At 71.6% G+C, this 19766-nt stretch carries 16 protein-coding genes; 9 read left to right on the top strand and 7 right to left on the bottom strand.

Translation table 11 applies throughout. The annotated features are described in order from the left end of the window. Nucleotides 1-13: 13 nt before the first annotated feature. The 5 genes from HZZ00_RS30085 to HZZ00_RS30105 all read right to left on the bottom strand — a co-directional run bounded on the left by HZZ00_RS30085 (nt 14) and on the right by HZZ00_RS30105 (nt 5761). Nucleotides 14-2248, bottom strand: a complete 2235-nt coding sequence (locus HZZ00_RS30085) for an AAA family ATPase (protein WP_180329354.1) — start codon at nt 2246-2248, stop codon at nt 14-16. Between the two features lie 167 nt (nt 2249-2415). Then, nucleotides 2416-2748, bottom strand: a complete 333-nt coding sequence (locus HZZ00_RS30090; RefSeq protein WP_279628616.1) for a co-chaperone YbbN — start codon at nt 2746-2748, stop codon at nt 2416-2418. Beyond that, the gene (locus HZZ00_RS30095; protein ID WP_180329355.1) at nt 2745-3173 is read right to left on the bottom strand and encodes a MerR family transcriptional regulator; all 429 of its coding nucleotides are present in this window, start codon (nt 3171-3173) and stop codon (nt 2745-2747) included. Before HZZ00_RS30095 ends, HZZ00_RS30090 begins: the two co-directional genes overlap by 4 nt. Nucleotides 3174-3222: 49 nt before the next feature. Beyond that, on the bottom strand, nt 3223-3987 hold the full coding sequence (locus HZZ00_RS30100) for a DUF2127 domain-containing protein (RefSeq protein ID WP_180329356.1): 765 nt from the start codon (nt 3985-3987) through the stop codon (nt 3223-3225). A gap of 94 nt (nt 3988-4081) precedes the next feature. Then, a complete protein-coding gene (locus HZZ00_RS30105; RefSeq protein WP_180329357.1) occupies nt 4082-5761 on the bottom strand; it encodes an MFS transporter in 1680 nt (559 codons plus the stop codon). Nucleotides 5762-5880: 119 nt separating this feature from the next. Between HZZ00_RS30105 and HZZ00_RS30110 the strand changes: the two genes are divergently transcribed. After that, complete coding sequence (locus HZZ00_RS30110) at nt 5881-6504, top strand: TetR/AcrR family transcriptional regulator (protein WP_180329358.1); 624 nt, start codon at nt 5881-5883, stop codon at nt 6502-6504. A gap of 67 nt (nt 6505-6571) precedes the next feature. On the opposite strand, the gene HZZ00_RS30115 is transcribed toward HZZ00_RS30110, so the two are convergent. After that, nucleotides 6572-7948 (bottom strand): cation:dicarboxylate symporter family transporter, encoded by a 1377-nt coding sequence (locus tag HZZ00_RS30115; RefSeq protein ID WP_180329359.1) that lies wholly within the window; start codon nt 7946-7948, stop codon nt 6572-6574. Between the two features lie 156 nt (nt 7949-8104). Here HZZ00_RS30115 and HZZ00_RS30120 point away from each other — a divergent pair, with 156 nt between their 5' ends. From HZZ00_RS30120 to HZZ00_RS30140, 5 genes are all read left to right on the top strand, one after another. Then, nucleotides 8105-9733 (top strand): sensor histidine kinase, encoded by a 1629-nt coding sequence (locus HZZ00_RS30120; RefSeq protein ID WP_180329360.1) that lies wholly within the window; start codon nt 8105-8107, stop codon nt 9731-9733. Beyond that, complete coding sequence (locus tag HZZ00_RS30125) at nt 9730-10419, top strand: response regulator (protein WP_180329361.1); 690 nt, start codon at nt 9730-9732, stop codon at nt 10417-10419. Before HZZ00_RS30120 ends, HZZ00_RS30125 begins: the two co-directional genes overlap by 4 nt. 115 nt (nt 10420-10534) lie before the next feature. Next, on the top strand, nt 10535-11908 hold the full coding sequence (locus tag HZZ00_RS30130) for an extracellular solute-binding protein (RefSeq protein WP_180329362.1): 1374 nt from the start codon (nt 10535-10537) through the stop codon (nt 11906-11908). Further along, nucleotides 11905-12762, top strand: a complete 858-nt coding sequence (locus HZZ00_RS30135; protein WP_180329363.1) for a carbohydrate ABC transporter permease — start codon at nt 11905-11907, stop codon at nt 12760-12762. Before HZZ00_RS30130 ends, HZZ00_RS30135 begins: the two co-directional genes overlap by 4 nt. After that, the gene (locus tag HZZ00_RS30140; protein ID WP_180329364.1) at nt 12762-13589 is read left to right on the top strand and encodes a carbohydrate ABC transporter permease; all 828 of its coding nucleotides are present in this window, start codon (nt 12762-12764) and stop codon (nt 13587-13589) included. The genes HZZ00_RS30135 and HZZ00_RS30140 overlap by 1 nt, the downstream gene beginning before the upstream one ends. A 58-nt stretch (nt 13590-13647) precedes the next feature. Here the strand turns inward: HZZ00_RS30140 and HZZ00_RS30145 are convergent, their stop codons facing one another. Continuing rightward, entirely contained in the window at nt 13648-14673 is a 1026-nt protein-coding gene (locus HZZ00_RS30145) for an ATP-dependent 6-phosphofructokinase (RefSeq protein WP_180329365.1), read from the bottom strand. A 192-nt stretch (nt 14674-14865) separates the two neighbouring features. Between HZZ00_RS30145 and pta the strand changes: the two genes are divergently transcribed. The 3 genes from pta to pyk all read left to right on the top strand — a co-directional run bounded on the left by pta (nt 14866) and on the right by pyk (nt 19679). Next, nucleotides 14866-16965, top strand: coding sequence for a phosphate acetyltransferase (pta, locus tag HZZ00_RS30150; protein ID WP_180329366.1), 2100 nt, complete (start codon nt 14866-14868; stop codon nt 16963-16965). Continuing rightward, nucleotides 16962-18170: an acetate kinase gene (locus tag HZZ00_RS30155; protein ID WP_180329367.1), complete on the top strand. Its 1209-nt coding sequence runs from the start codon at nt 16962-16964 to the stop codon at nt 18168-18170. The genes pta and HZZ00_RS30155 overlap by 4 nt, the downstream gene beginning before the upstream one ends. An 84-nt stretch (nt 18171-18254) precedes the next feature. Continuing rightward, complete coding sequence (gene pyk / locus HZZ00_RS30160; RefSeq protein ID WP_180329368.1) at nt 18255-19679, top strand: pyruvate kinase; 1425 nt, start codon at nt 18255-18257, stop codon at nt 19677-19679. Nucleotides 19680-19766 lie beyond the last annotated feature (87 nt).

Genomic DNA, 19766 nt, shown 5'->3' on the forward strand with positions numbered 1-19766 from the left:
TGCGCCGGGCCGGCTACGCGGGCTGCCCGGCCAGGGCCGCGGGCAGGTCGCCGGTGTACAGCACCCCCAGCCGCTGGGTCGCCCGGGTCAGGGCCACGTAGAGGTCGCTGGTGCCGTACTCGCCCGGCTCGACCACCAGGACCGAGTCGAACTCCAGGCCCTTCGACTGGCGGGGGTCCAGCAGGACGACCGTCCGGGTGAGGTCGGGTTCCGCGCCGGCCGTGACGCCGTCGAGGCGGGCGGCGACCGCCCGGTGCAGGCGGCGTGGGGCGATGACCGCCAGGCGGCCCTCCGCCGGGGCGAGTTCGGCGACCGCCTTGGCCACCGCGCCGGGCAGGTCGTCGTCCGCCCGGCGCACCCAGGGCCGTACGCCCGTGGAGCGCACCGAACTCGGCGGCCGGAACCCGGGGTCCTCGGCCCGCACCACGGCCGCGGCGAGGTCCATGATCTCGGACGGGGTGCGGTAGTTGACGCCGAGGCGCGTGTGCTCGTAGCGGTCCCCGACGTACGGGGCGAGGATCTTCGCCCAGGAGCCGACGCCGGCCGCCTCCGCGGTCTGCGCCGGGTCGCCGACCAGGGTCATGGAGCGGGTCGGGCAGCGCCGCATCAGCAGCCGCCAGGCCATCGGCGACAGCTCCTGCGCCTCGTCCACGATGATGTGCCCGAACGCCCAGGTCCGGTCCGCGGCGGCCCGCTCGGCCGCGCTGCGGTGGTCGGCCTCCTCCTGCCGCTCGGCGAACCGCTCGGCGTCGATGATGTCGTGCGCGGACAGCACCTCGGAGGCTTCCGGGTCGTCCTCCTCCTTGTCCTCGAACTCGTACGTCCGCGAGGCGTACGACACGTCCAGCACTCCCTGCGCGTAAGCGATCTGCTCCTCGCGCTCCCGTTCCGCGCGGGAGCGGGCCAGCCGGTCGTCCTCGCCGAGGAGTTCGGCGGCCTCGTCGAGGAGCGGCACGTCGGCGACGGTCCACGCGCGGGTCACCGGGCGGCGGATCGCGGCGGCGTCCTCGGCGCGGAGGTACCCCTCGGGCTCGGCCAGGAAGTCGGCGACCAGCCGCTGCGGGGTGATGCGGGGCCACAGCCGGTCGATGGCGTCCCAGACCTCGGGGTTCTCCGCGAGTTCGTCGCGGATCTGGGTGATGTCGGAGGCGTCCAGCAGGCTGCCGCCGTCGTACGGGTCGGTGCCGACCCGCTCGGCGTACAGCTCGGTGAGGGTGTTGAGGATGTGGCCCTCGAAGTGCTCGCGGGCCGCGTTGTGCGGCAGCTTCGCGGCCCGGGTGCGTTCCCGGGCGACGCTCACCAGGCCGTCGTCCAGCATCAGCACCTCGCGGTCGTGCTCGATCGCGATGACCGGGTCGGGCAGCGCCTGCCGGTCGCGCACCACTTCGGCGAGCACGTCGGCCATCGCGGCGTCGCCCTTGACCGCGGCGGCCTCCGGGGTGTCGGCGGCGGTGGCCTTCACTCCGGGGAACAGCTCGCCGACCGTGGCCAGCAGCACACCGGTCTCGCCGAGGGAGGGCAGCACCTCGCCGATGTAGCCGAGGAAGGCCGGGTTGGGTCCGACGATCAGCACGGCGCGCCGGGCCAGCAGCTCCCGGTGCTCGTACAGCAGGTACGCCGCCCGGTGCAGCGCCACGGCGGTCTTGCCGGTGCCCGGGCCGCCCTCCACCACCAGCACGCCGCGGTGCGGCGCCCGGATGATGCGGTCCTGGTCGGCCTGGATGGTCCGCACGATGTCGCCCATCCGGCCGGTGCGCGCCGAGTTCAGCGCGGCCAGCAGCACGGCGTCGCCGTTGTGGTCCTCGTGCCCGGTGCGGGTGGCGTCGCCGAGGTCCAGGATCTCGTCGTGCAGGGCGGTGACGGTGCGCCCCTCGGTGGCGATGTGGCGCCGCCGCCGCAGCCCCATCGGGGTGTGCCCGGTGGCCAGGTAGAACGGCCGGGCGACCGCTGCCCGCCAGTCGACCAGCACGGGGGTGCGCTCGGCGTCGTCCTTCCGCAGTCCGATCCGCCCGATGTGATGGCTCGCGCCGTCGGCGAGATCGATGCGTCCGAAGCACAGCGATCCGTCCACGGCGTTCAGCGCGGCGAGCAGCCCGGACCGCTCGGCGACGAGGATGTCCCGCTCCAGCCGGGCCTGCATGGGCTTGTCGCCCTGTGCGAGCGCGTCCCCGACCGAGGCCTCCGCCTCCCCGCGCAGCACGTCCACGCGCGCGTACAGGCCGTCGATGAATTCCTGTTCGCGGCGCAATTCATCGTCTGGAAATTCGGTGTTTGACAATTCCGCTCCCGCCCGGATATACTGTGCTCACAAAGCTTTCCGTGACTCCGTGAACAGGAAGTCACGAACCACCGAATATACGCAAAGAAATCCCCCGGGCGCAATTGCCCGGGGGATTTCCGCGTTTCTCGGCCCGCTCAGAGCACGTCCGCCAGCTCGGCCAGCAGCCGCCGCTTCGCCCGCGCCCCCACCATCGACCGCACCGGCTCACCGCCGCGGAAGACCATGAGCGTGGGCGTCGCCAGCACCCCGTGGGCCATCGTGGTCCGCGGACTGCGGTCCACGTCCACCTGGACGACCTTCAGCCGGTCGCCCTCCTCGGCGGCGATGTCCCTCAGCACCGGTGCCAGCTGCCGGCACGGCCCGCACCACTCGGCCGTGAACTGCACCAGCACCGGCAGTTCGGCGCCGAGCACCTCCGCCTCGAAGTCGGCGTCGGACACCTCGGCCACTGCGCTCGTCACACTCACACCCGCTGCCCTCCCAGTTCGCACACGGGTTCCGGACCCCCCGGAACCGATGCCTCGGCGGCCAGCCCGTCCCGGGCCCGCTCGGCCCGCCGCAACTGCCCCGCGACCGTCTCCCGCACCGTCGTCAGCTGCCCGATCAGCGCGTCCAGCTCCGCGAGCTTGCGCCGGTAGACCACGAGCGACGCCGGACACGCGTCGCCCTGCGGATGCCCCGCCCGCAGACACTCCACGAACGGCCGCGTCTCCTCCAGCTCGAACCCGAAGTCCTGGAGCACCCGGATCTGCCGCAGCAGCCTGAGGTCGTCCTCGTCGTAACTCCGGTGCCCCTTCTCGTCCCGCCGTGCCGGAAGCAGCCCACGCGCCTCGTAATAACGCAGGGCACGCGTGGTGGTCCCGGCCCGGGCGGCCAGCTCGCCGATTCGCATGCGTGCGACGGTAGGCGTTGACGCCGGGGTCAAGGCAAGCGGCCGGACGTCAGACCAGCACCCCCGCCGACTCCTCCACCTCCAGCAGGGACGCGCTGTGGCGTTCCTCGTCGAATTTGCGGCGGCCGCCGCGCAGGCCGAACAGGCGCTTGGCGAGGGCGATGTAGAGGACGGCGAGGATGTTGAGGGCGAGGGTGGCGATCTTGAGGTAGCTGATCTTCTCCGTCAGCTCGTAGATCTCCAGCGGGAGGAACGCGGCCGTGGCGACGACCGTGAGGTATTCCGCCCAGCGCTTGGCGCGCCACAGGCCGACCGCCTCGACCAGTTCGATCAGGGCGTAGGCCAGCAGCACGCCGGCGACCAGGAGGAGCGTGGAGTGCTTGTAGCCGAAGGCCTTCTGGATGGAGCCGACCACGGGTGAGTGGTCGAGGTCGTAGTGGAAGTGGCGGAAGACCGGCCGCAGGACGGTCAGGTACTCGTTGAACAGCCGGCGTACCGCGTCCTGGCTGTTGCTGAACTTCCACACCGCCACCGCGACCAGCACTATGAACACCCCGCGCACGGCCCGCTCGACCGCGAGGAAGCGCAGGATGAACAGGTCCCGCAGCACCTTGCCGCGCGGCACCAGCGGCGCGTCCTCGGCCGGCCCCGAGCCGTCGGGCTCGCCGAGCACGAAATCACCACAGCGCAGACAGCGCCAGACGTCCCCGAGCCCGGTCCGCGCGTGCAGCCGCACCCGCAGCCGGGGGTCGTCGGGCGCGTAGGTCACGTGCCCCTTGCGGGCGCAGGTGCGCCGGTCCCAGTCGATCTTCATCCCCCGTGCCTCCATGCTCTCAGTGACGCCACGCGACGGCGTGCCGTTCCGGTCGATCCGGAACGGCACGTTAACCGATGCGGGTGGGAAGCCTTCAGCGAGCCGAGGTGTCCGCGGGTTCCTTCTCCGCTTCCGTCGCCTCCGCCGCCTGCGCCACCTTGGAGTGGCGCGGCAGCAGCAGGGCGACCAGGACCGTGCCGACGCCGAGCACGACCGCGCCGACGAGGCTGGTGTGGGCGACGGCGTCGGAGAAGGAGGAGCCGACCGCGTCGGCCATCTGGCGGGCGCCGGCGGCCAGTTCGCCGGCCTGCTGCTTGAGCTGGGCGGCCTGCTGGGGGCTGCTCGCGTGGGCGGCCTGCGCGGCGACCTGGTGCGCCTTGTCGGCGATGCCCTGCGCGACGGCGTACCCGGCGCCGACCGAGTCCTGGGCGGTGTCGAGGGCGCTCGGCGGGAGCTTGCTGCCGGCGGTGGCGTCGCCGAGGTGGTTGCCGTACGACGTCGCGAGCAGCGAGCCGAGGATGGCGATGCCGAGCGAGCCGCCCAGCTCCAGCGAGGTGTCGTTGACCGCGCCGCCGACGCCCAGCTCGGACTCCGGGAAGGCGCCCATGATCGCGTCGGTGCAGGGCGAGAGGGCGAGGCCGATGGCGAGGCCCAGGATGATCAGCGAAGCCAGGAAGTCGCCGTACGTGGAGCCCGCGTCCACCCGGGTGAGCAGGGCGAGCGCCACCGTGCCGAGGACCATGCCCGCGCCGACCGTCCACCGCATGCCGACGCGCGGGGTGAGCCAGCCGGTCAGGGCCGAGCCGACGAAGACCGCGCCGGCCAGCGGCAGCATCCGCACGCCGGTCTGGAGGGCGTCGTAGCCGAGGACGAACTGGAGGTGCTGGGTGAGGAAGTAGAACGCGCCGAAGACGGCCAGGAAGAACAGGGCCACGGCCAGGTTGGAGCCGGCGAAGCGGCGGTTCGCGAAGCGGCGGACGTCCAGGATCGGACGCGGGTGGCGCAGCTCCCACAGGACGAACGCGACCAGTCCGGCGCCCGCGATCACGGCGGCCGTGACGGCCTTGGCGCCCCAGCCGAAGTGCGGGCCCTGGATGATCATGTAGACGAGCGCGCCGGTCCAGAGCACGGACAGCAGGCCGCCCACGTAGTCGATGCGGTCGTGGTGGCCGGCCTTGGACGGCGGGACCAGGACGAAGGCGGCGACCAGGGCCACGGCCGCGATCGGGACGTTGATCAGGAAGGTCGAGGACCAGCCGTGGTCCCGCAGCAGGGCGCCGGCGACCACCGGTCCGGCGGCGATGGCGAGGCCGGCGGTGGCGGTCCACAGCGTGATCGCCTTGGCCCGCTCGGCCCGCGGGAAGGTCGCCGCGAGCAGCGACAGCGTGGCCGGCATGATCAGCGCCGCGCCGACGCCCATCACCGCGCGGGCGGCGATCACGGTCGCGGCGCTGTCGGCGAGGTAGCCGAAGACGGCGCCGCCGCCGAAGACGAGCAGGCCGAGCACGAGCGCCCCGCGCCGGCTGTACTTGTCGCCGATCGCCCCGAGCAGCAGCATCAGCGCCGCGTAGGGGACGGTGTAGCCGTCGATCACCCACTGGAGGTCGGCGCTGGACAGGCCGAGGTCCTTCGTCATGTCGGGCGCGGCGACCGTGAGGGCGGTGTTGGCCATCACGATGATCAGCAGGCTCAGGCAGAGCACCAGCAGTGCCCACCAGCGCCGGGCGTACGGGCGCTCCATCTTCTCGACCGGTTCGGTCATGACGAGTCGCATGGCAGCGGTTTGCCTTCCTCGGATTCACGTCGGTACTTGCACAGCAGCGTGCAATTGCACAACGATGTGCAATGTACGCCGTTGCACAGTGCTGTGCAACTCATGGGAGGACGTGCAGAATGACTGCCATGACCACGGGTAACCCCAGCCGCGCCGACGCGAACCGGCGCCGCATCCTCGACGTCGCCCTCGCCGAGCTGCTGCGCGACCCGGATGCCTCCATGGACCAGATCGCGCGCGCCGCCGGAGTCGTGCGACGGACCGTGTACGGCCACTTCCCGAGCCGTGAGGCGCTGATCAGCACCCTCACCGACGAGGCCGTGCAGGCCCTGGGGGACGCGGACGCGGCGGTGCGCACGGGGGCGGACGACCCGGCGAGGGCCCTGGCCCGCTCGGTGCTGGCGGTGTGGGCGACCGCGGACCGGTACCGGCTGCTGATCGCCCTCGCCCAGCGCACGGTCACCGTCCAGGGCATCCGCGAGCGGCTCGCCCCGGTGCGCGCGGCCAAGATCAGGGTGCTCCAGCAGGGCCTGGACGAAGGGGTGTTCACCTCACCGCTACCCGCGCCCGCGCTGGCCTACGTGCACGAGCAGACCCTGTTCGCGGTGATGGAGGCCGTCAACGACGGGCTGCTGCCGGCGCAGGAGGCGGGCCGCTCCGCCACGGTCACCGTCCTGACCGCGGCCGGCGTGCCCGCCGAGACGGCCACCGCCCTGGTGGCCGAGGTGAGTTCCGGCTCCTGACGCCGGCATGCCGGATGCCCGGCCCCGGTTCAGGCGGGGCCGGACATCCGGAGTACGAGGGGCGGAGCTAGGCCTTGGCCAGCTTCTCCTCCCGGGGCTCGGGAATCCGGGCAACCGTGCTCGCCTGCACGTCGAACGCCGCCTCGTCGAACGGCAGCTCGCCGGCGAGCACCTGCCGCACCCGCGCCTTGTCGATCTCCTTGGTCCACGTGCCCACCAGCACGGTGGCGATCGCGTTGCCCGCGAAGTTCGTCAGCGCCCGCGCCTCGCTCATGAACCGGTCGATGCCGACGATCAGACCGACGCCGTCCACCAGGGCGGGCTTGTGCGACTGCAGACCGCCGGCCAGGGTGGCGAGGCCCGCCCCGCTGACACCGGCCGCGCCCTTGGACGCCAGCAGCAGGAACAGCAGCAGCGGAATCTGCTCGCCCACCGACATCGGGGTGCCCAGCGCGTCCGCGATGAACAGCGACGCCATGGTCATGTAGATCATCGTGCCGTCGAGGTTGAAGGAGTAGCCGGTCGGCACGGTGATGCCGACGACCGGCTTGCTCACGCCCAGGTGCTCCATCTTCGCGATCAGCCGGGGCAGCGCGGACTCGGAGGAGGAGGTGGACAGGATCAGCAGGAACTCCCGCGCCAGGTACTTGCACAGGGAGAAGACGTTGACCCCGGCCACCAGCCGCAGCACCGCGCCGAGCACCACGAAGACGAACAGGACACAGGTGATGTAGAAGCCGAGCATCAGCACCGCGAGGCTCTTGAGCGCGTCCAGGCCCGCCGAGCCGGTGACCGCCGCGATCGCGCCGAACGCGCCGATGGGCGCCGCCCACATCACCATGGACAGGATGCGGAAGACCAGCCGCTGGAGGTGCTCGACGCCGCGCAGGACCGGCTGCCCGGCCGCGCCCATGGCCTGGAGGGCGAATCCGGCGAGCAGGGCGACCAGCAGCGTCTGCAGGACCTGCCCCTCGGTGAAGGCGGACACGAACGTCTTGGGGATGATCGACAGCACGAAGTCCACGGGCGGCAGCGCGTCCTTGCCGACCTGCGCCTGCCCCGTCTGCTTGAGGGCGTCCGTCAGATGGAGCCCCGAGCCGGGGTGCAGCACATTGCCGACGACGAGCCCGATGGCGAGGGCGACCAGCGACATCACGAGGAAGTAGCCGAGGGCTATGCCGCCGACGGCACCCACCTTGGCCGCCTTCCGCACGGACCCGATGCCGAGCACGATGGTGCAGAAGATGATCGGCGAGATCATCATCTTGATCAGGTTGACGAACCCGGCGCCCAGCGGCTGGAGCTTCACCGCGGCGTCCGGCCAGATCAGGCCGACCGCGATGCCGATCACGACCGCCACGATGACGGCGATGTACAGGTAATGGGTCCGGTCCCGCTTGGCGCGGGGTGCGGCAGGTGCCGTATCGGGAGTGGTGGCGGCCACGACTGCCCTCCTTGACGTCTTCGTCGGTGCACGACCGGCGTGCGGCTCACGTCCGGGGTGGTGCTGGGGAACGCGGTGACTATCTCCCGGCCTGTGAGGGCGGTCACGCTTGCGTTCATTTAGTTCACGCCACGGCCGGGGGGCACACTGGCTGGCATGCGTCTTCCGTCCCTGCCCCGTCCCCGCAGCCTGGCGGGCCAGCTGTTCGCCATGCAGGCCGTGCTGATAGCGGTGGTCGTGGCCGGATACGCGCTGTTCACCTACGTCAGCGACCGGCGGCAGGCCGAGGACGCGGCCGCCCGGCAGGCCACCGCGGTGGCCCGCTCGATCGCCGACACCCCCACGGTCCGTGACGCGATCCGCACCCCGGACCCGACCGCGCTGCTGGAGCCGTACGCCCTGAAGGTCACCCGGGACGCCAACGTCGACTTCGTCACGATCATGAACCCGGCCGGAATCCGCTGGACCCACCCGGACCGCCGCCAGATCGGCAAACGCTTCCTCGGCACCACCGCCCCCGCCCGGCAGGGGCGCACCTTCACCGAGACCTACACCGGCACCCTCGGCCCCTCCGTGCGCGCGGTGACCCCGGTCACGGACGGCGGCCGGATCGTCGGCCTGGTCAGCGCCGGCATCACCGTGGACCGGATAAGCGCGCGCCTCCAGGACCAGGTCACGGCGCTGCTCGGGGTGGCCGGCGGGGCGCTGCTGCTGGGCGCGGTCGGCACGTACGTCGTCAATGCCCGGCTGCGCCGCCACACCCACAACATGAACGCCACCGAGCTGAGCCGGATGCACGACTACCACCAGGCGGCGCTGCACGCGGTCCGCGAGGGGCTGCTGATGCTGGACGGACGGTACCGGGTGGCGCTGATCAACGACGGCGGCCGGGAACTCCTGGGCGTGGGCGAGGACGTGGTGGGCCGCTCGGTCGCCGGGCTCGGCCTGCCCGCCCCGCTGACCGGCGCGCTGCTGTCCTCCCGCCCCCGGGTGGACGAGGTGCACCTGACCGCCTCCCGGGTGCTGGTGGTCAACACCTCCCCCGTCTCCGGCGGCGAGCACCGCGGCACGGTCGTCACCCTGCGCGACGTCACCGAACTCCAGTCGCTGATGGGCGAGCTGGACACCGAGCGGGGCTTCACCCAGGCGCTGCGCTCGCAGGCCCACGAGGCGGCGAACCGGCTGCACACCGTGGTGTCGCTGATCGAGCTGGGCCGGGCGGAGGAGGCCGTGGAGTTCGCCACCGCCGAGCTGGAGCTGGCGCAGGCGCTGACCGACCAGGTGGTGGCGGCGGTGAGCGAGCCGGTGCTCGCGGCGCTGCTGCTGGGCAAGACCTCCCAGGCCAACGAGCGGGGCGTGGAGCTGGTGGTGTCCTCCGACAGCCGCCTGGACGACGGTCTGCTGCCCGACGAGCTGCCCGCCCGGGACCTGGTGACCATCCTCGGCAACCTGATCGACAACGCGGTGGACGCGGCGCGGGGCAGCGCGCGGGCGCGGGTGACCGTGACGGCGTACGCCTCGGCGGCCGAACTGGTGCTCCGGGTCACGGACACCGGCCCCGGCGTCGACCCCGGCCACGCCGACCTGGTGTTCCAGCGCGGCTTCTCCACCAAGCCGGCCGGACCCGGCGGGCGGGGGCTCGGGCTCGCCCTGGTGCGGCAGGCGGTGACCCGGCACGAGGGCACGCTGACGGTCACCGGCGCGTCGCCGGACGGGGGCGCGGTCTTCGAGGTGCGGCTGCCGCTGCGCCCGGCGCCCGCCCTGGCCGAGGGCGGTGCCGCGTGACGGACGGCAGACCGATCAGGGTGCTCGTGGTGGAGGACGATCCCGTCGCCGCCGACGCGCACGAGCTGTACGTGGGCCGGGTGCCCGGCTTCACCGCGGTCGCCAAGGCCCGCACGGGCGCCGAGGCCCGGCGCGTCCTGGAGCGCACGGAGGTGGACCTGCTCCTGCTCGATCTGCATCTGCCGGATGTGCACGGCCTCCAGTTCGCCCGCTCGCTGCGCGCCTCGGGCCATCACGCGGATGTGATCGCGGTGACGTCGGCCCGGGATCTGGCGATGGTGCGCGAGGGCGTCTCGCTGGGCGTGGTGCAGTACGTGCTCAAGCCGTTCACCTTCGCCACCCTGCGGGACCGGCTGGTGCGCTACGCCGAGTTCCGGGGCGCGGCGGGCGAGGCGAGCGGGCAGGACGAGGTGGACCGGGCGCTCGCGGTGCTGCGGGCCCCGGCGCCGGCCGCGCTGCCCAAGGGGCTCAGCGGGCCCACCCTGGAGCGCGTGACCGGCGCGCTGCGGGAGGCGGCCGGCGGTCTCACCGCGGCCGGGGTCGCCGAGGCCGTGGGCATCTCCCGGATCACCGCGCGCCGCTACCTGGAGCACCTGGTGGACACCGGACGGGCCGCGCGCAGCCCGCTGTACGGCCAGGTGGGACGGCCGGAGCTGGTGTACCGCTGGGTGCCGCAGCGGCACTGATCCGGCGGAGATCGCGAACTTCCTTACGGTGCACACGCATTGACCCGGCCGGACCGCCGCTCTTACCTTCACGGCTACCACCGAGGCCACTTTCCACGTGTGCCCGCAGGAGGTCATGCCCGTGCGCCCCACCGCCGCTCTCTCCGCCCTCCTCACCACCGTCCTCGCCGCCTGCGCCCTCACCGCGTGCGGCACCGGTTCCGGCTCCGGACCGAACACGCTGAAGGTGTCGTACAAGCAGTCCACCGACAACTCGGTCAAGGTGATGGACACCTACCTCGCCGGGATCAAGAAGCAGTTCGAGCGCGAACACCCGGGAAAGAAGGTCGAGTTCGTGCCGATCAAGGCACCGGATTCGGAGTACTACACCAAGCTCCAGCAGATGCTGCGCTCGCCGCGCACCGCCCCCGACCTGGTCTACGAGGACACCTTCCTCATCAACTCCGACATCACCAGCGGGTACCTGAAGCCCCTCGACGCGTATCTGCGCACCTGGCCGGAGTGGGGGCGGTTCATCGGCACCGCGACGGCCGCGGTCAAGGGGGCGGACGGCAGGACGTACGGCGTCCCGGACGGCACGGACACCCGCGGACTCTGGTACGACAGACGGGTGTTCCGCAAGGCGGGGCTGCCGGCCGACTGGCAGCCGAAGACCTGGGACGACATCCTCGCCGCCGCCCGCACCATCAAGCGGAAGGTGCCCGGCGTCACCCCGCTCAACGTCTACACCGGCAAGCCCGCGGGCGAAGAGGCCGCCATGCAGGGCTTCGAGGAGCTGCTCTACGGCACGAACGACGGGAAGAGCGACCCGCTGTACGACGCCGCGAGCAAGAAGTGGATCACGGGCAGCCGGGGTTTCCGGGACTCGCTCGCCTTCCTGCGGACGGTCTTCCGGGAGAAGCTCGGCCCGGACGTCTCCGACGCCCTCGACCCCAACTACGCCACCGCCGTGCGCGGTGAGCTCCTCCCCAAGGGCCGGCTCGGCATCGATCTGGACGGCTCCTGGCTGCCGCAGGACTGGCTGCCCGGCAGCGGGCACGAATGGCCCGACTGGTCGAAGCAACTGGGGCTGGCCTACATGCCGACCCAGCACGGACAGGCGCCCGGCAAGGTGAGCATGTCCGGCGGCTGGGCCTGGTCCGTCCCGGCCCGCGCGGCCCATCCCGACCTCGCCTTCGACTTCGTCAAGACGCTCCAGACCAAGGACAACGCGCGCACGTGGTACATCGCCAACTCCGGTATCGCCGTGCGGAAGGACGTCGCCGCCGACCCCGCGTACACCCGCGCCCAGCCCGGGATCAGGTTCTTCACCGGTCTGGTGGCCACGACCCACTACCGGCCCGCGTTCCCCGCGTACCCGAAGGTGTCGACGGCCATCCAGGAGGCGATGGAAGGCGTGACGACCGGCGACCGGTCGGTGGCGCAGGCGGCGGGTGACTACGACGCCACGCTCAAGGACGTCACCGGCGGCCAGGTGGTGCGCAGGTGAGGCAGCGGCTCACCCGGACGCTCCCGCTCGCGCCCGCCGTCGTCCTGCTGCTGCTCTTCCTCGCCGGGCCCATCGCCTACTGCGTCCTCATCGCCTTCACCGATCTGCAACTGACCGGCCAGGCCCACTCCTCCTTCGTGGGGCTCGCCAACTTCCGCCGGGCCTTCGGTGACGCCGGTTTCCTCAACGCCGTATGGCTGACGCTGGTGTTCACCGTGCTGTCCTCGATCGTCGGGCAGAACACCCTGGGGCTCGCGCTGGCCGCGCTGATGAAGCGGGCGTCGCGACCGGTGCGGGCGGTGGCCGGCGCGGTGGTGGTCACCGCCTGGGTGCTGCCGGAGGTGGTGGCGGGGTTCCTGCTGTACGCGTTCTTCCGGCGCGAGGGCACCCTGGACGCCGTCCTCGGCTGGCTGCACCTGCCCCGCCAGAACTGGCTGTACACGCTGCCGATCCTCGCGGTGTCGTTCGCCAACGTGTGGCGCGGGACCGCGTTCTCGATGCTGGTCTACTCGGCGGCGCTGGACGAGATCCCGGCCGAGATCACGGAGGCCGCCGAGGTGGACGGGGCGGGCGGCTGGCGGCGGCTGTGGCACGTCACCCTGCCGATGATCCGCCGCTCCATCGGCACCAACCTCATGCTCAACACCCTGCAGACCCTCTCGGTGTTCGGGCTGATCTGGGTGATGACACGGGGCGGTCCGGGCGACAGGAGCCAGACCCTGCCGCTGTTCATGTACGAACAGGCCTTCCAGGACAGCATGATCGGCTACGGCACCGCGGTCGCCCTGCTCCTGCTGCTGGTCGGCTCCCTGTTCTCGGTCGTGTACCTGCGGCTGCTGCGGACGGAGGTCTGATGGCCCGCTCCCGCCCCGCCCGCAGGCTCGCCGCGGACGCCTGTCTGCTGCTGGTGGCCGCCGCGTTCGCGCTGCCGCTGGCCTGGGTGGTACTGGCCGCCGTGGACCCGCACGCCGGTCTGCGGGTGCGGCTCCCGCACCCGCTCACCCTGGGCAACTTCCGGGCGATCCTGACCCCGGACATCACCTACACCCCGATGCTCAACAGCCTGGTCCTGTGCGGGTTCGCCACCGCGCTGACCGTCGCCTGCGCCGCGCTGGCCGCCTATCCGCTGTCGCGGTTCCGCTCCCGGCTCAACCGGCCGTTCCTGCTGACGATCCTGTTCGCCACCAGCCTGCCCATCACGGCGATCATGGTGCCGGTCTACGCGCTGTTCGTGCGGGTGAACCTGATCGACACCTTCGAGGGCACGATCCTGTTCTTCGCCGCCACCCAGCTCCCGTTCGCCATCTGGCTGACGAAGAACTTCATGGACGGGGTGCCGAGGGAACTGGAGGAGGCGGCCTGGACCGACGGGGCCTCCCCGCTCCAGTCGCTGCTGCGGATCGTGCTGCCGCTGATGGGGCCGGGCCTCGCCGTCGTCACGGTGTTCTCGTTCGTGATGATGTGGGGGAACTTCTTCGTCCCCTTCATGCTGCTGCTCAGCCCGGACCGGATGCCGGCCTCGGTCAGCGTCAACGACTTCTTCGGCAACCGCGGCATGGTCGCCTACGGGCAGCTGGCCGCCTTCTCCGTCGTCTACTCGACCCCGGTGATCCTGCTCTACGCCCTGGTCGCCCGCCGCCTGGGCAGCGGCTTCGCGCTGGGCGGCGCGGTCAAGGGCTGACGCCGGGCAACCGCCGGGGTTACCGCCGGACGGCGGCACCCCCGGCGGCGCGGGCCGGTCAGAAGACCGACTCCGCCTCCTCCATCCGGCTCTTCGGGACCGTCTTCAGCTCGGTGACCGCCTCCGCCAGCGGGACCATCACGACGTCGGTGCCGCGCAGGGCGGTCATCTTGCCGAAGTCCCCGCGGTGGGCGGCCTCCACGGCGTGCCAGCCGAAGCGGGTGGCGAGGACGCGGTCGTACGCGGTGGGCACGCCGCCGCGCTGCACATGGCCGAGGATGACCGGCTTGGCCTCCTTGCCGAGGCGCCGCTCCAGCTCGTACGCCAGCGCGGTGCCGATGCCCTGGAAGCGCTCGTGGCCGTACTGGTCGATCTCGCCCTTGCCGTAGTCCATGGTGCCCTCGGCCGGGTGGGCGCCCTCGGCGACGCAGATGACGGCGAACTTCTTGCCGCGGGCGAAGCGCTCCTCGACCATCTTGACCAGGTCGGCCGGGTCGAAGGGCCGCTCGGGCAGGCAGATGCCGTGGGCGCCGGCGGCCATGCCGGACTCCAGGGCGATCCAGCCCGCGTGCCGCCCCATGACCTCGACGACCATCACGCGCTGGTGGGACTCGGCGGTGGTCTTCAGCCGGTCCATCGCCTCGGTGGCGACCCCGACGGCGGTGTCGAAGCCGAAGGTGCGGTCGGTCGAGGAGATGTCGTTGTCGATCGTCTTGGGCACGCCGACGACCGGCAGGCCCGCGTCGGACAGCATCCGGGCCGCCGTCAGGGTGCCCTCGCCGCCGATCGGGATCAGCGCGTCGATGCCGAACTCCTCGACCATGTCGGTGGCCCGCTCACAGGCCTCCCGGAGCCGGTCGCGCTCCAGGCGGGACGAGCCGAGGATGGTGCCGCCGAGGGCCAGGATGCCGCCGACCGCGTCCAGGTCGAGGGTCCGGTAGTGGCGGTCCAGCAGACCCCGGTAGCCGTCCTCGAAACCGATGATCTCGTCGTCGTACTGCGTCACCGCCCGGTGCACGACCGAACGGATCACGGCGTTGAGGCCGGGGCAGTCGCCGCCCGCGGTGAGTACTCCGATGCGCATCGTGCTCTGTCTCCTGCTCGCTGTGGTCCGTGCGTGCGCCGTCTCCGATTCTTTCACGTCCGCCGGGCGCCCCCTCGAACCTGACGGGCGCCTTATCCCGGCTGAGGGGTACTGTCAAGAGGGTTCTGCTCACCTCGGTGAGCGATTTTTGTGCCGACCCTTTTGTGCCGACATGAGAAACGGAGTGGACACGTGACGCGCAGCGTGTACGTGACCGGCATCGACCGGGGCGACGGCCGCCAGGTCGTGGAGCTGGGGGTCATGGAACTCCTGACCCGGCAGGCCGACCGGGTGGGCGTCTTCCGTCCGCTCGTGCACGACGGGCCCGACCGGATGTTCGACCTGCTGCGGGCGCGCTACCGCCTCTCCCAGGACCCCGCGACCGTGGTCGGCATGGACTACCGCGAGGCGTCCGCGCTCCAGGCCGAGCGCGGCACCGACGAGCTGGTCTCCGCCCTCGTCGACCGCTTCCACCGGCTGGCCCGCGACTACGACGTGGTCCTCGTCCTCGGCACCGACTACGCCGCCACCCAGCTCCCGGACGAGCTGGCCCTCAACGCCCGCCTCGCCAACGAGTTCGGCGCCTCCGTGCTCCCGGTGGTCGGCGGCCGCGCCCACTCCGCCGAGTCGGTGCGCGCGGAGGTCCGCAACGCCTACCGGGCCTACCACGGCCTCGGCTGCGACGTGCTCGCGATGATCGCCAACCGGGTGGCCCGGGAGGACCGCGACGACCTCGCCGCACGGCTGTCCTCCCGGCTTCCGGTGCCCTGCTACGTGCTGCCCGACGAGCCCGCGCTGTCCGCGCCGACCGTCGCCCAGATCGCCCAGGCCCTCGACGCCAAGGTGCTGCTGGGCGACGACTCCGGGCTCGCCCGGGACACCCTCGACTTCGTCTTCGGCGGCGCGATGCTGCCGAACTTCCTGCCCGCGCTGACCCCGGGCTGCCTGGTCGTGACCCCCGGCGACCGCGCCGACCTGGTCGTCGGCGCGCTGGCCGCGCACAGCGCCGGCACCCCGCCGATAGCCGGTGTGCTGCTCACCCTGGACGAGGTGCCGAGCGAGGAGATCCTCACCCTGGCGGCCCGGCTCGCCCCCGGCACCCCGGTGCTGTCCGTGCGCGGCAACAGCTTCCCGACGGCCGAGCGGCTGTTCTCGCTGGAGGGCCGGATGACGGCGGCCACCCCGCGCAAGGCGGAGACCGCGCTGGGCCTGTTCGAGCGCCATGTCGACACCGTGGACCTGGCGAGCCGGGTCGCGGCGTCCAGCGGCGACCGGGTCACCCCGATGATGTTCGAGCACAAGCTGCTGGAGCGGGCGCGCGCCGACCGGCGCCGGGTGGTGCTGCCGGAGGGCACCGAGGAGCGGGTGCTGCACGCGGCCGAGGTGCTGATGCGCCGGGGCGTGTGCGATCTGACCCTGCTGGGCCCCGTCGACCGGATCCGCAAGAAGGCCGCCGACCTCGGCATCGACCTCGGCGACACCCGGCTGATCGATCCGGCCACCTCCGAGCTGCGCGACGCCTTCGCCGAGAAGTACGCGGCCCTGCGCGCCCACAAGGGCGTCACGGTCGAGCTGGCGTACGACGTGGTCTCGGACGTGAACTACTTCGGCACCCTGATGGTCGAGGAGGGCCTGGCCGACGGCATGGTCTCCGGTTCGGTGCACTCCACGGCGGCCACCATCCGCCCGGCCTTCGAGATCATCAAGACCCGCCCGGAGGCTTCGATCGTCTCCTCGGTGTTCTTCATGTGCCTGGCCGACAAGGTGCTGGTCTACGGCGACTGCGCGGTCAACCCGGACCCGGACGCCGAGCAGCTGGCGGACATCGCCGTCCAGTCGGCCGTCACGGCGGCCCGGTTCGGGGTGGAGCCGCGGATCGCGATGCTGTCGTACTCCACGGGCACCTCCGGCTCGGGCGCCGACGTCGACAAGGTGCGCGCGGCCACCGAGCTGGTGCGGGCCCGCCGGCCCGACCTGAAGATCGAGGGGCCGATCCAGTACGACGCGGCGGTGGAGCCGTCCGTCGCCGCCACCAAGCTGCCGGGCTCCGAGGTCGCCGGACAGGCCACCGTGCTGATCTTCCCGGACCTCAACACCGGCAACAACACCTACAAGGCCGTGCAGCGCTCGGCCGGCGCGATCGCCGTCGGCCCGGTCCTCCAGGGGCTGCGCAAGCCGGTCAACGACCTGTCCCGGGGCGCCCTGGTGCAGGACATCGTGACGACCGTGGCCATCACCGCCATCCAGGCCCAGACATCCGCCGACCGAGCAGAGAGTGTGCCCGTACCGTGACCGCGACCCGTGTCCTCGTCCTCAACTCCGGTTCCTCCTCGCTGAAGTACCAGCTGCTCGACATGCGGGACGCGAGCCGGCTCGCCGTCGGGCTGGTCGAGCGGATCGGCGAGCAGACCTCCCGCATCGAGCACACCTGCGTCCCCGGCGGCGAGACGCGGGAGCAGAACGGCCCGATCGCCGACCACGACGCGGCGCTCAAGGCGGTCGCCGGGGAGCTGGCCCGGGACGGCGTGGGCCTCGACTCGCCGGACCTGCTCGCGATCGGGCACCGGGTGGTGCACGGCGGGATGTTCTTCACCGAGCCCACGGTGGTCGACGACGGGGTGATCACCGAGATCGAGCGGCTGATCCCGGTCGCCCCGCTGCACAACCCGGCCAATCTGACCGGTATCCGCACCGCCCGGGCGCTCCGTCCCGACCTGCCGCAGGTGGCCGTGTTCGACACCGCGTTCCACACCACCATGCCGGAGTCGGCCGCACGCTACGCGATCGACCCGAGGATCGCCGACCGCTACCGCGTGCGCCGCTACGGCTTCCACGGCACCTCGCACGCCTATGTCTCGCGGGCGGCGGCGCGGCTGCTGGGCAAGGACCCGTCCGAGGTGAACGTGATCGTGCTGCACCTCGGCAACGGCGCCTCGGCCTCCGCGGTGGAGCGGGGCCGGTGTGTGGACACCTCCATGGGACTGACGCCTTTGGAGGGCCTGGTGATGGGTACGCGATCCGGTGATCTGGACCCGGCCGTCATCTTCCATTTGGCACGGGTTGGCGGAATGTCCATGGACGAGATCGACACTCTTCTCAACAAGAGGAGCGGACTGTTCGGTCTGTGCGGGGACAACGACATGCGCGAGATCCGCCGCCGGATCGACGAGGGCGACGAAGAGGCCGCTCTCGCCTTCGACATTTACATTCACCGGCTCAAGAAGTACATCGGCGCTTATTTCGCCGTCCTCGGGAAGGTGGACGCGATCGTCTTCACCGCCGGGGTCGGCGAGAACGCGGCGCCCGTGCGGGAGGCGGCGATCGCGGGCCTGGAGGGGCTGGGCGCGGCGGTCGACCCGGAGCTGAACGCCGTGCGCGACGGGCGGGCACGGCTGATTTCGCCGGCGTCCGCGCGGGTGGCCGTGGCCGTGGTGCCGACGGATGAAGAACTGGAGATCGCGACGCAGACCTATGCGCTGGTCGGAAAGAGCAATTGAGCAGCACCTGAGCAGGACGCCTCTCATTTGTATCTTCCGCCAGACGGAATATTCCGTAGCGAAACAAACCGATAGGATCGCCCCATGCGCCGTTCGAAAATCGTCTGTACTCTCGGCCCCGCGGTCGACTCCCACGAGATGCTCGTCGCCCTGATCGAGGCGGGCATGAACGTGGCCCGCTTCAACTTCAGCCACGGCTCCCACGCCGAGCACCAGGCGCGGTACGACCGCGTCCGGGCCGCGTCCAAGGAGACCGGCCGGCCCATCGGCGTCCTCGCCGACCTCCAGGGCCCGAAGATCCGTCTGGAGACCTTCGCCGAGGGCCCGGTCGAACTCCAGCGCGGTGACGAGTTCGTCATCACCACCGAGGACGTGCCCGGCGACAAGCACATCTGCGGGACGACGTACAAGGGGCTGCCGGGCGACGTCTCGCGCGGCGACCAGGTCCTGATCAACGACGGCAACGTCGAGCTGAAGGTCGTGGACGTGGAGGGCCCCCGGGTCCGCACCATCGTCATCGAGGGCGGTGTCGTCTCCGACCACAAGGGCATCAACCTGCCCGGCGCGGCCGTCAACGTGCCCGCGCTGAGCGAGAAGGACATCGAGGACCTGCGGTTCGCGCTGCGCATGGGCTGCGACCTGGTCGCGTTGTCCTTCGTGCGGGACGCCAAGGACGTCCAGGACGTGCACCGCGTCATGGACGAGGAGGGCCGCCGGGTCCCGGTCATCGCCAAGGTGGAGAAGCCGCAGGCGGTGGAGAACATGCAGGACGTCGTGATGGCGTTCGACGGCGTGATGGTCGCCCGCGGCGACCTGGCCGTGGAGTACCCGCTCGAGAAGGTCCCGATGGTGCAGAAGCGCCTGATCGAGCTGTGCCGGCGCAACGCCAAGCCGGTGATCGTGGCGACCCAGATGATGGAGTCGATGATCACCAACTCCCGCCCGACCCGCGCCGAGGCCTCCGACGTGGCCAACGCGATCCTGGACGGCGCCGACGCGGTGATGCTGTCCGCCGAGTCCTCGGTGGGCGCCTACCCGATCGAGACGGTCAAGACGATGTCGAAGATCGTCCAGGCGGCCGAGCAGGAGCTGCTCTCCAAGGGCCTGCAGCCGCTGGTGCCGGGCAAGAAGCCGCGCACCCAGGGCGGTTCGGTGGCCCGCGCGGCCTGCGAGATCGCCGACTTCCTCGGCGGCCGGGGCCTGGTCGCGTTCACCAAGTCCGGTGACACCGCGCGCCGGCTGTCGCGCTACCGCGCCGCCCAGCCGATCCTCGCCTTCACCACCGAGGAGGGCACCCGCAACCAGCTCACGCTGAGCTGGGGCGTGGAGCCGCACGTGGTGCCGTTCGTGAACACCACCGACGACATGGTCGAGCAGGTGGACCAGGAGCTGGCCAAGCTGGGCCGCTTCGAGACGGGCGCCACCGTGGTGATCACCGCCGGCTCGCCCCCCGGCGTCCCCGGCACCACCAACATGATCCGGGTGCACCACCTGGGCGGCGACAACTGACGTACCCCACGAGGGTCTTGTACGGCGCTGAGGGCGCCCCCCGTGAACGGGGGGCGCCCTCTGCTGTGTCGCGGCTCCCGGACGGGA

The organism is Streptomyces sp. NEAU-sy36 (assembly GCF_013423905.1).
Lineage (GTDB): Bacteria > Actinomycetota > Actinomycetes > Streptomycetales > Streptomycetaceae > Streptomyces > Streptomyces misionensis.

Excerpts from the sequence above, each read along its gene's own strand:
- HZZ00_RS30145 (WP_180329365.1), bottom strand. The coding sequence starts at position 14,673 with ATGCGCATCGGAGTACTCACCGCGGGCGGCGACTGCCCCGGCCTCAAC.
- HZZ00_RS30110 (WP_180329358.1), top strand. The coding sequence starts at position 5,881 with ATGACTGCCATGACCACGGGTAACCCCAGCCGCGCCGACGCGAACCGG.
- pyk (WP_180329368.1), top strand. The coding sequence starts at position 18,255 with ATGCGCCGTTCGAAAATCGTCTGTACTCTCGGCCCCGCGGTCGACTCC.
- HZZ00_RS30095 (WP_180329355.1), bottom strand. The coding sequence starts at position 3,173 with ATGCGAATCGGCGAGCTGGCCGCCCGGGCCGGGACCACCACGCGTGCC.
- HZZ00_RS30105 (WP_180329357.1), bottom strand. The coding sequence starts at position 5,761 with ATGCGACTCGTCATGACCGAACCGGTCGAGAAGATGGAGCGCCCGTAC.
- HZZ00_RS30120 (WP_180329360.1), top strand. The coding sequence starts at position 8,105 with ATGCGTCTTCCGTCCCTGCCCCGTCCCCGCAGCCTGGCGGGCCAGCTG.
- HZZ00_RS30130 (WP_180329362.1), top strand. The coding sequence starts at position 10,535 with ATGCCCGTGCGCCCCACCGCCGCTCTCTCCGCCCTCCTCACCACCGTC.
- HZZ00_RS30100 (WP_180329356.1), bottom strand. The coding sequence starts at position 3,987 with ATGAAGATCGACTGGGACCGGCGCACCTGCGCCCGCAAGGGGCACGTG.
- HZZ00_RS30140 (WP_180329364.1), top strand. The coding sequence starts at position 12,762 with ATGGCCCGCTCCCGCCCCGCCCGCAGGCTCGCCGCGGACGCCTGTCTG.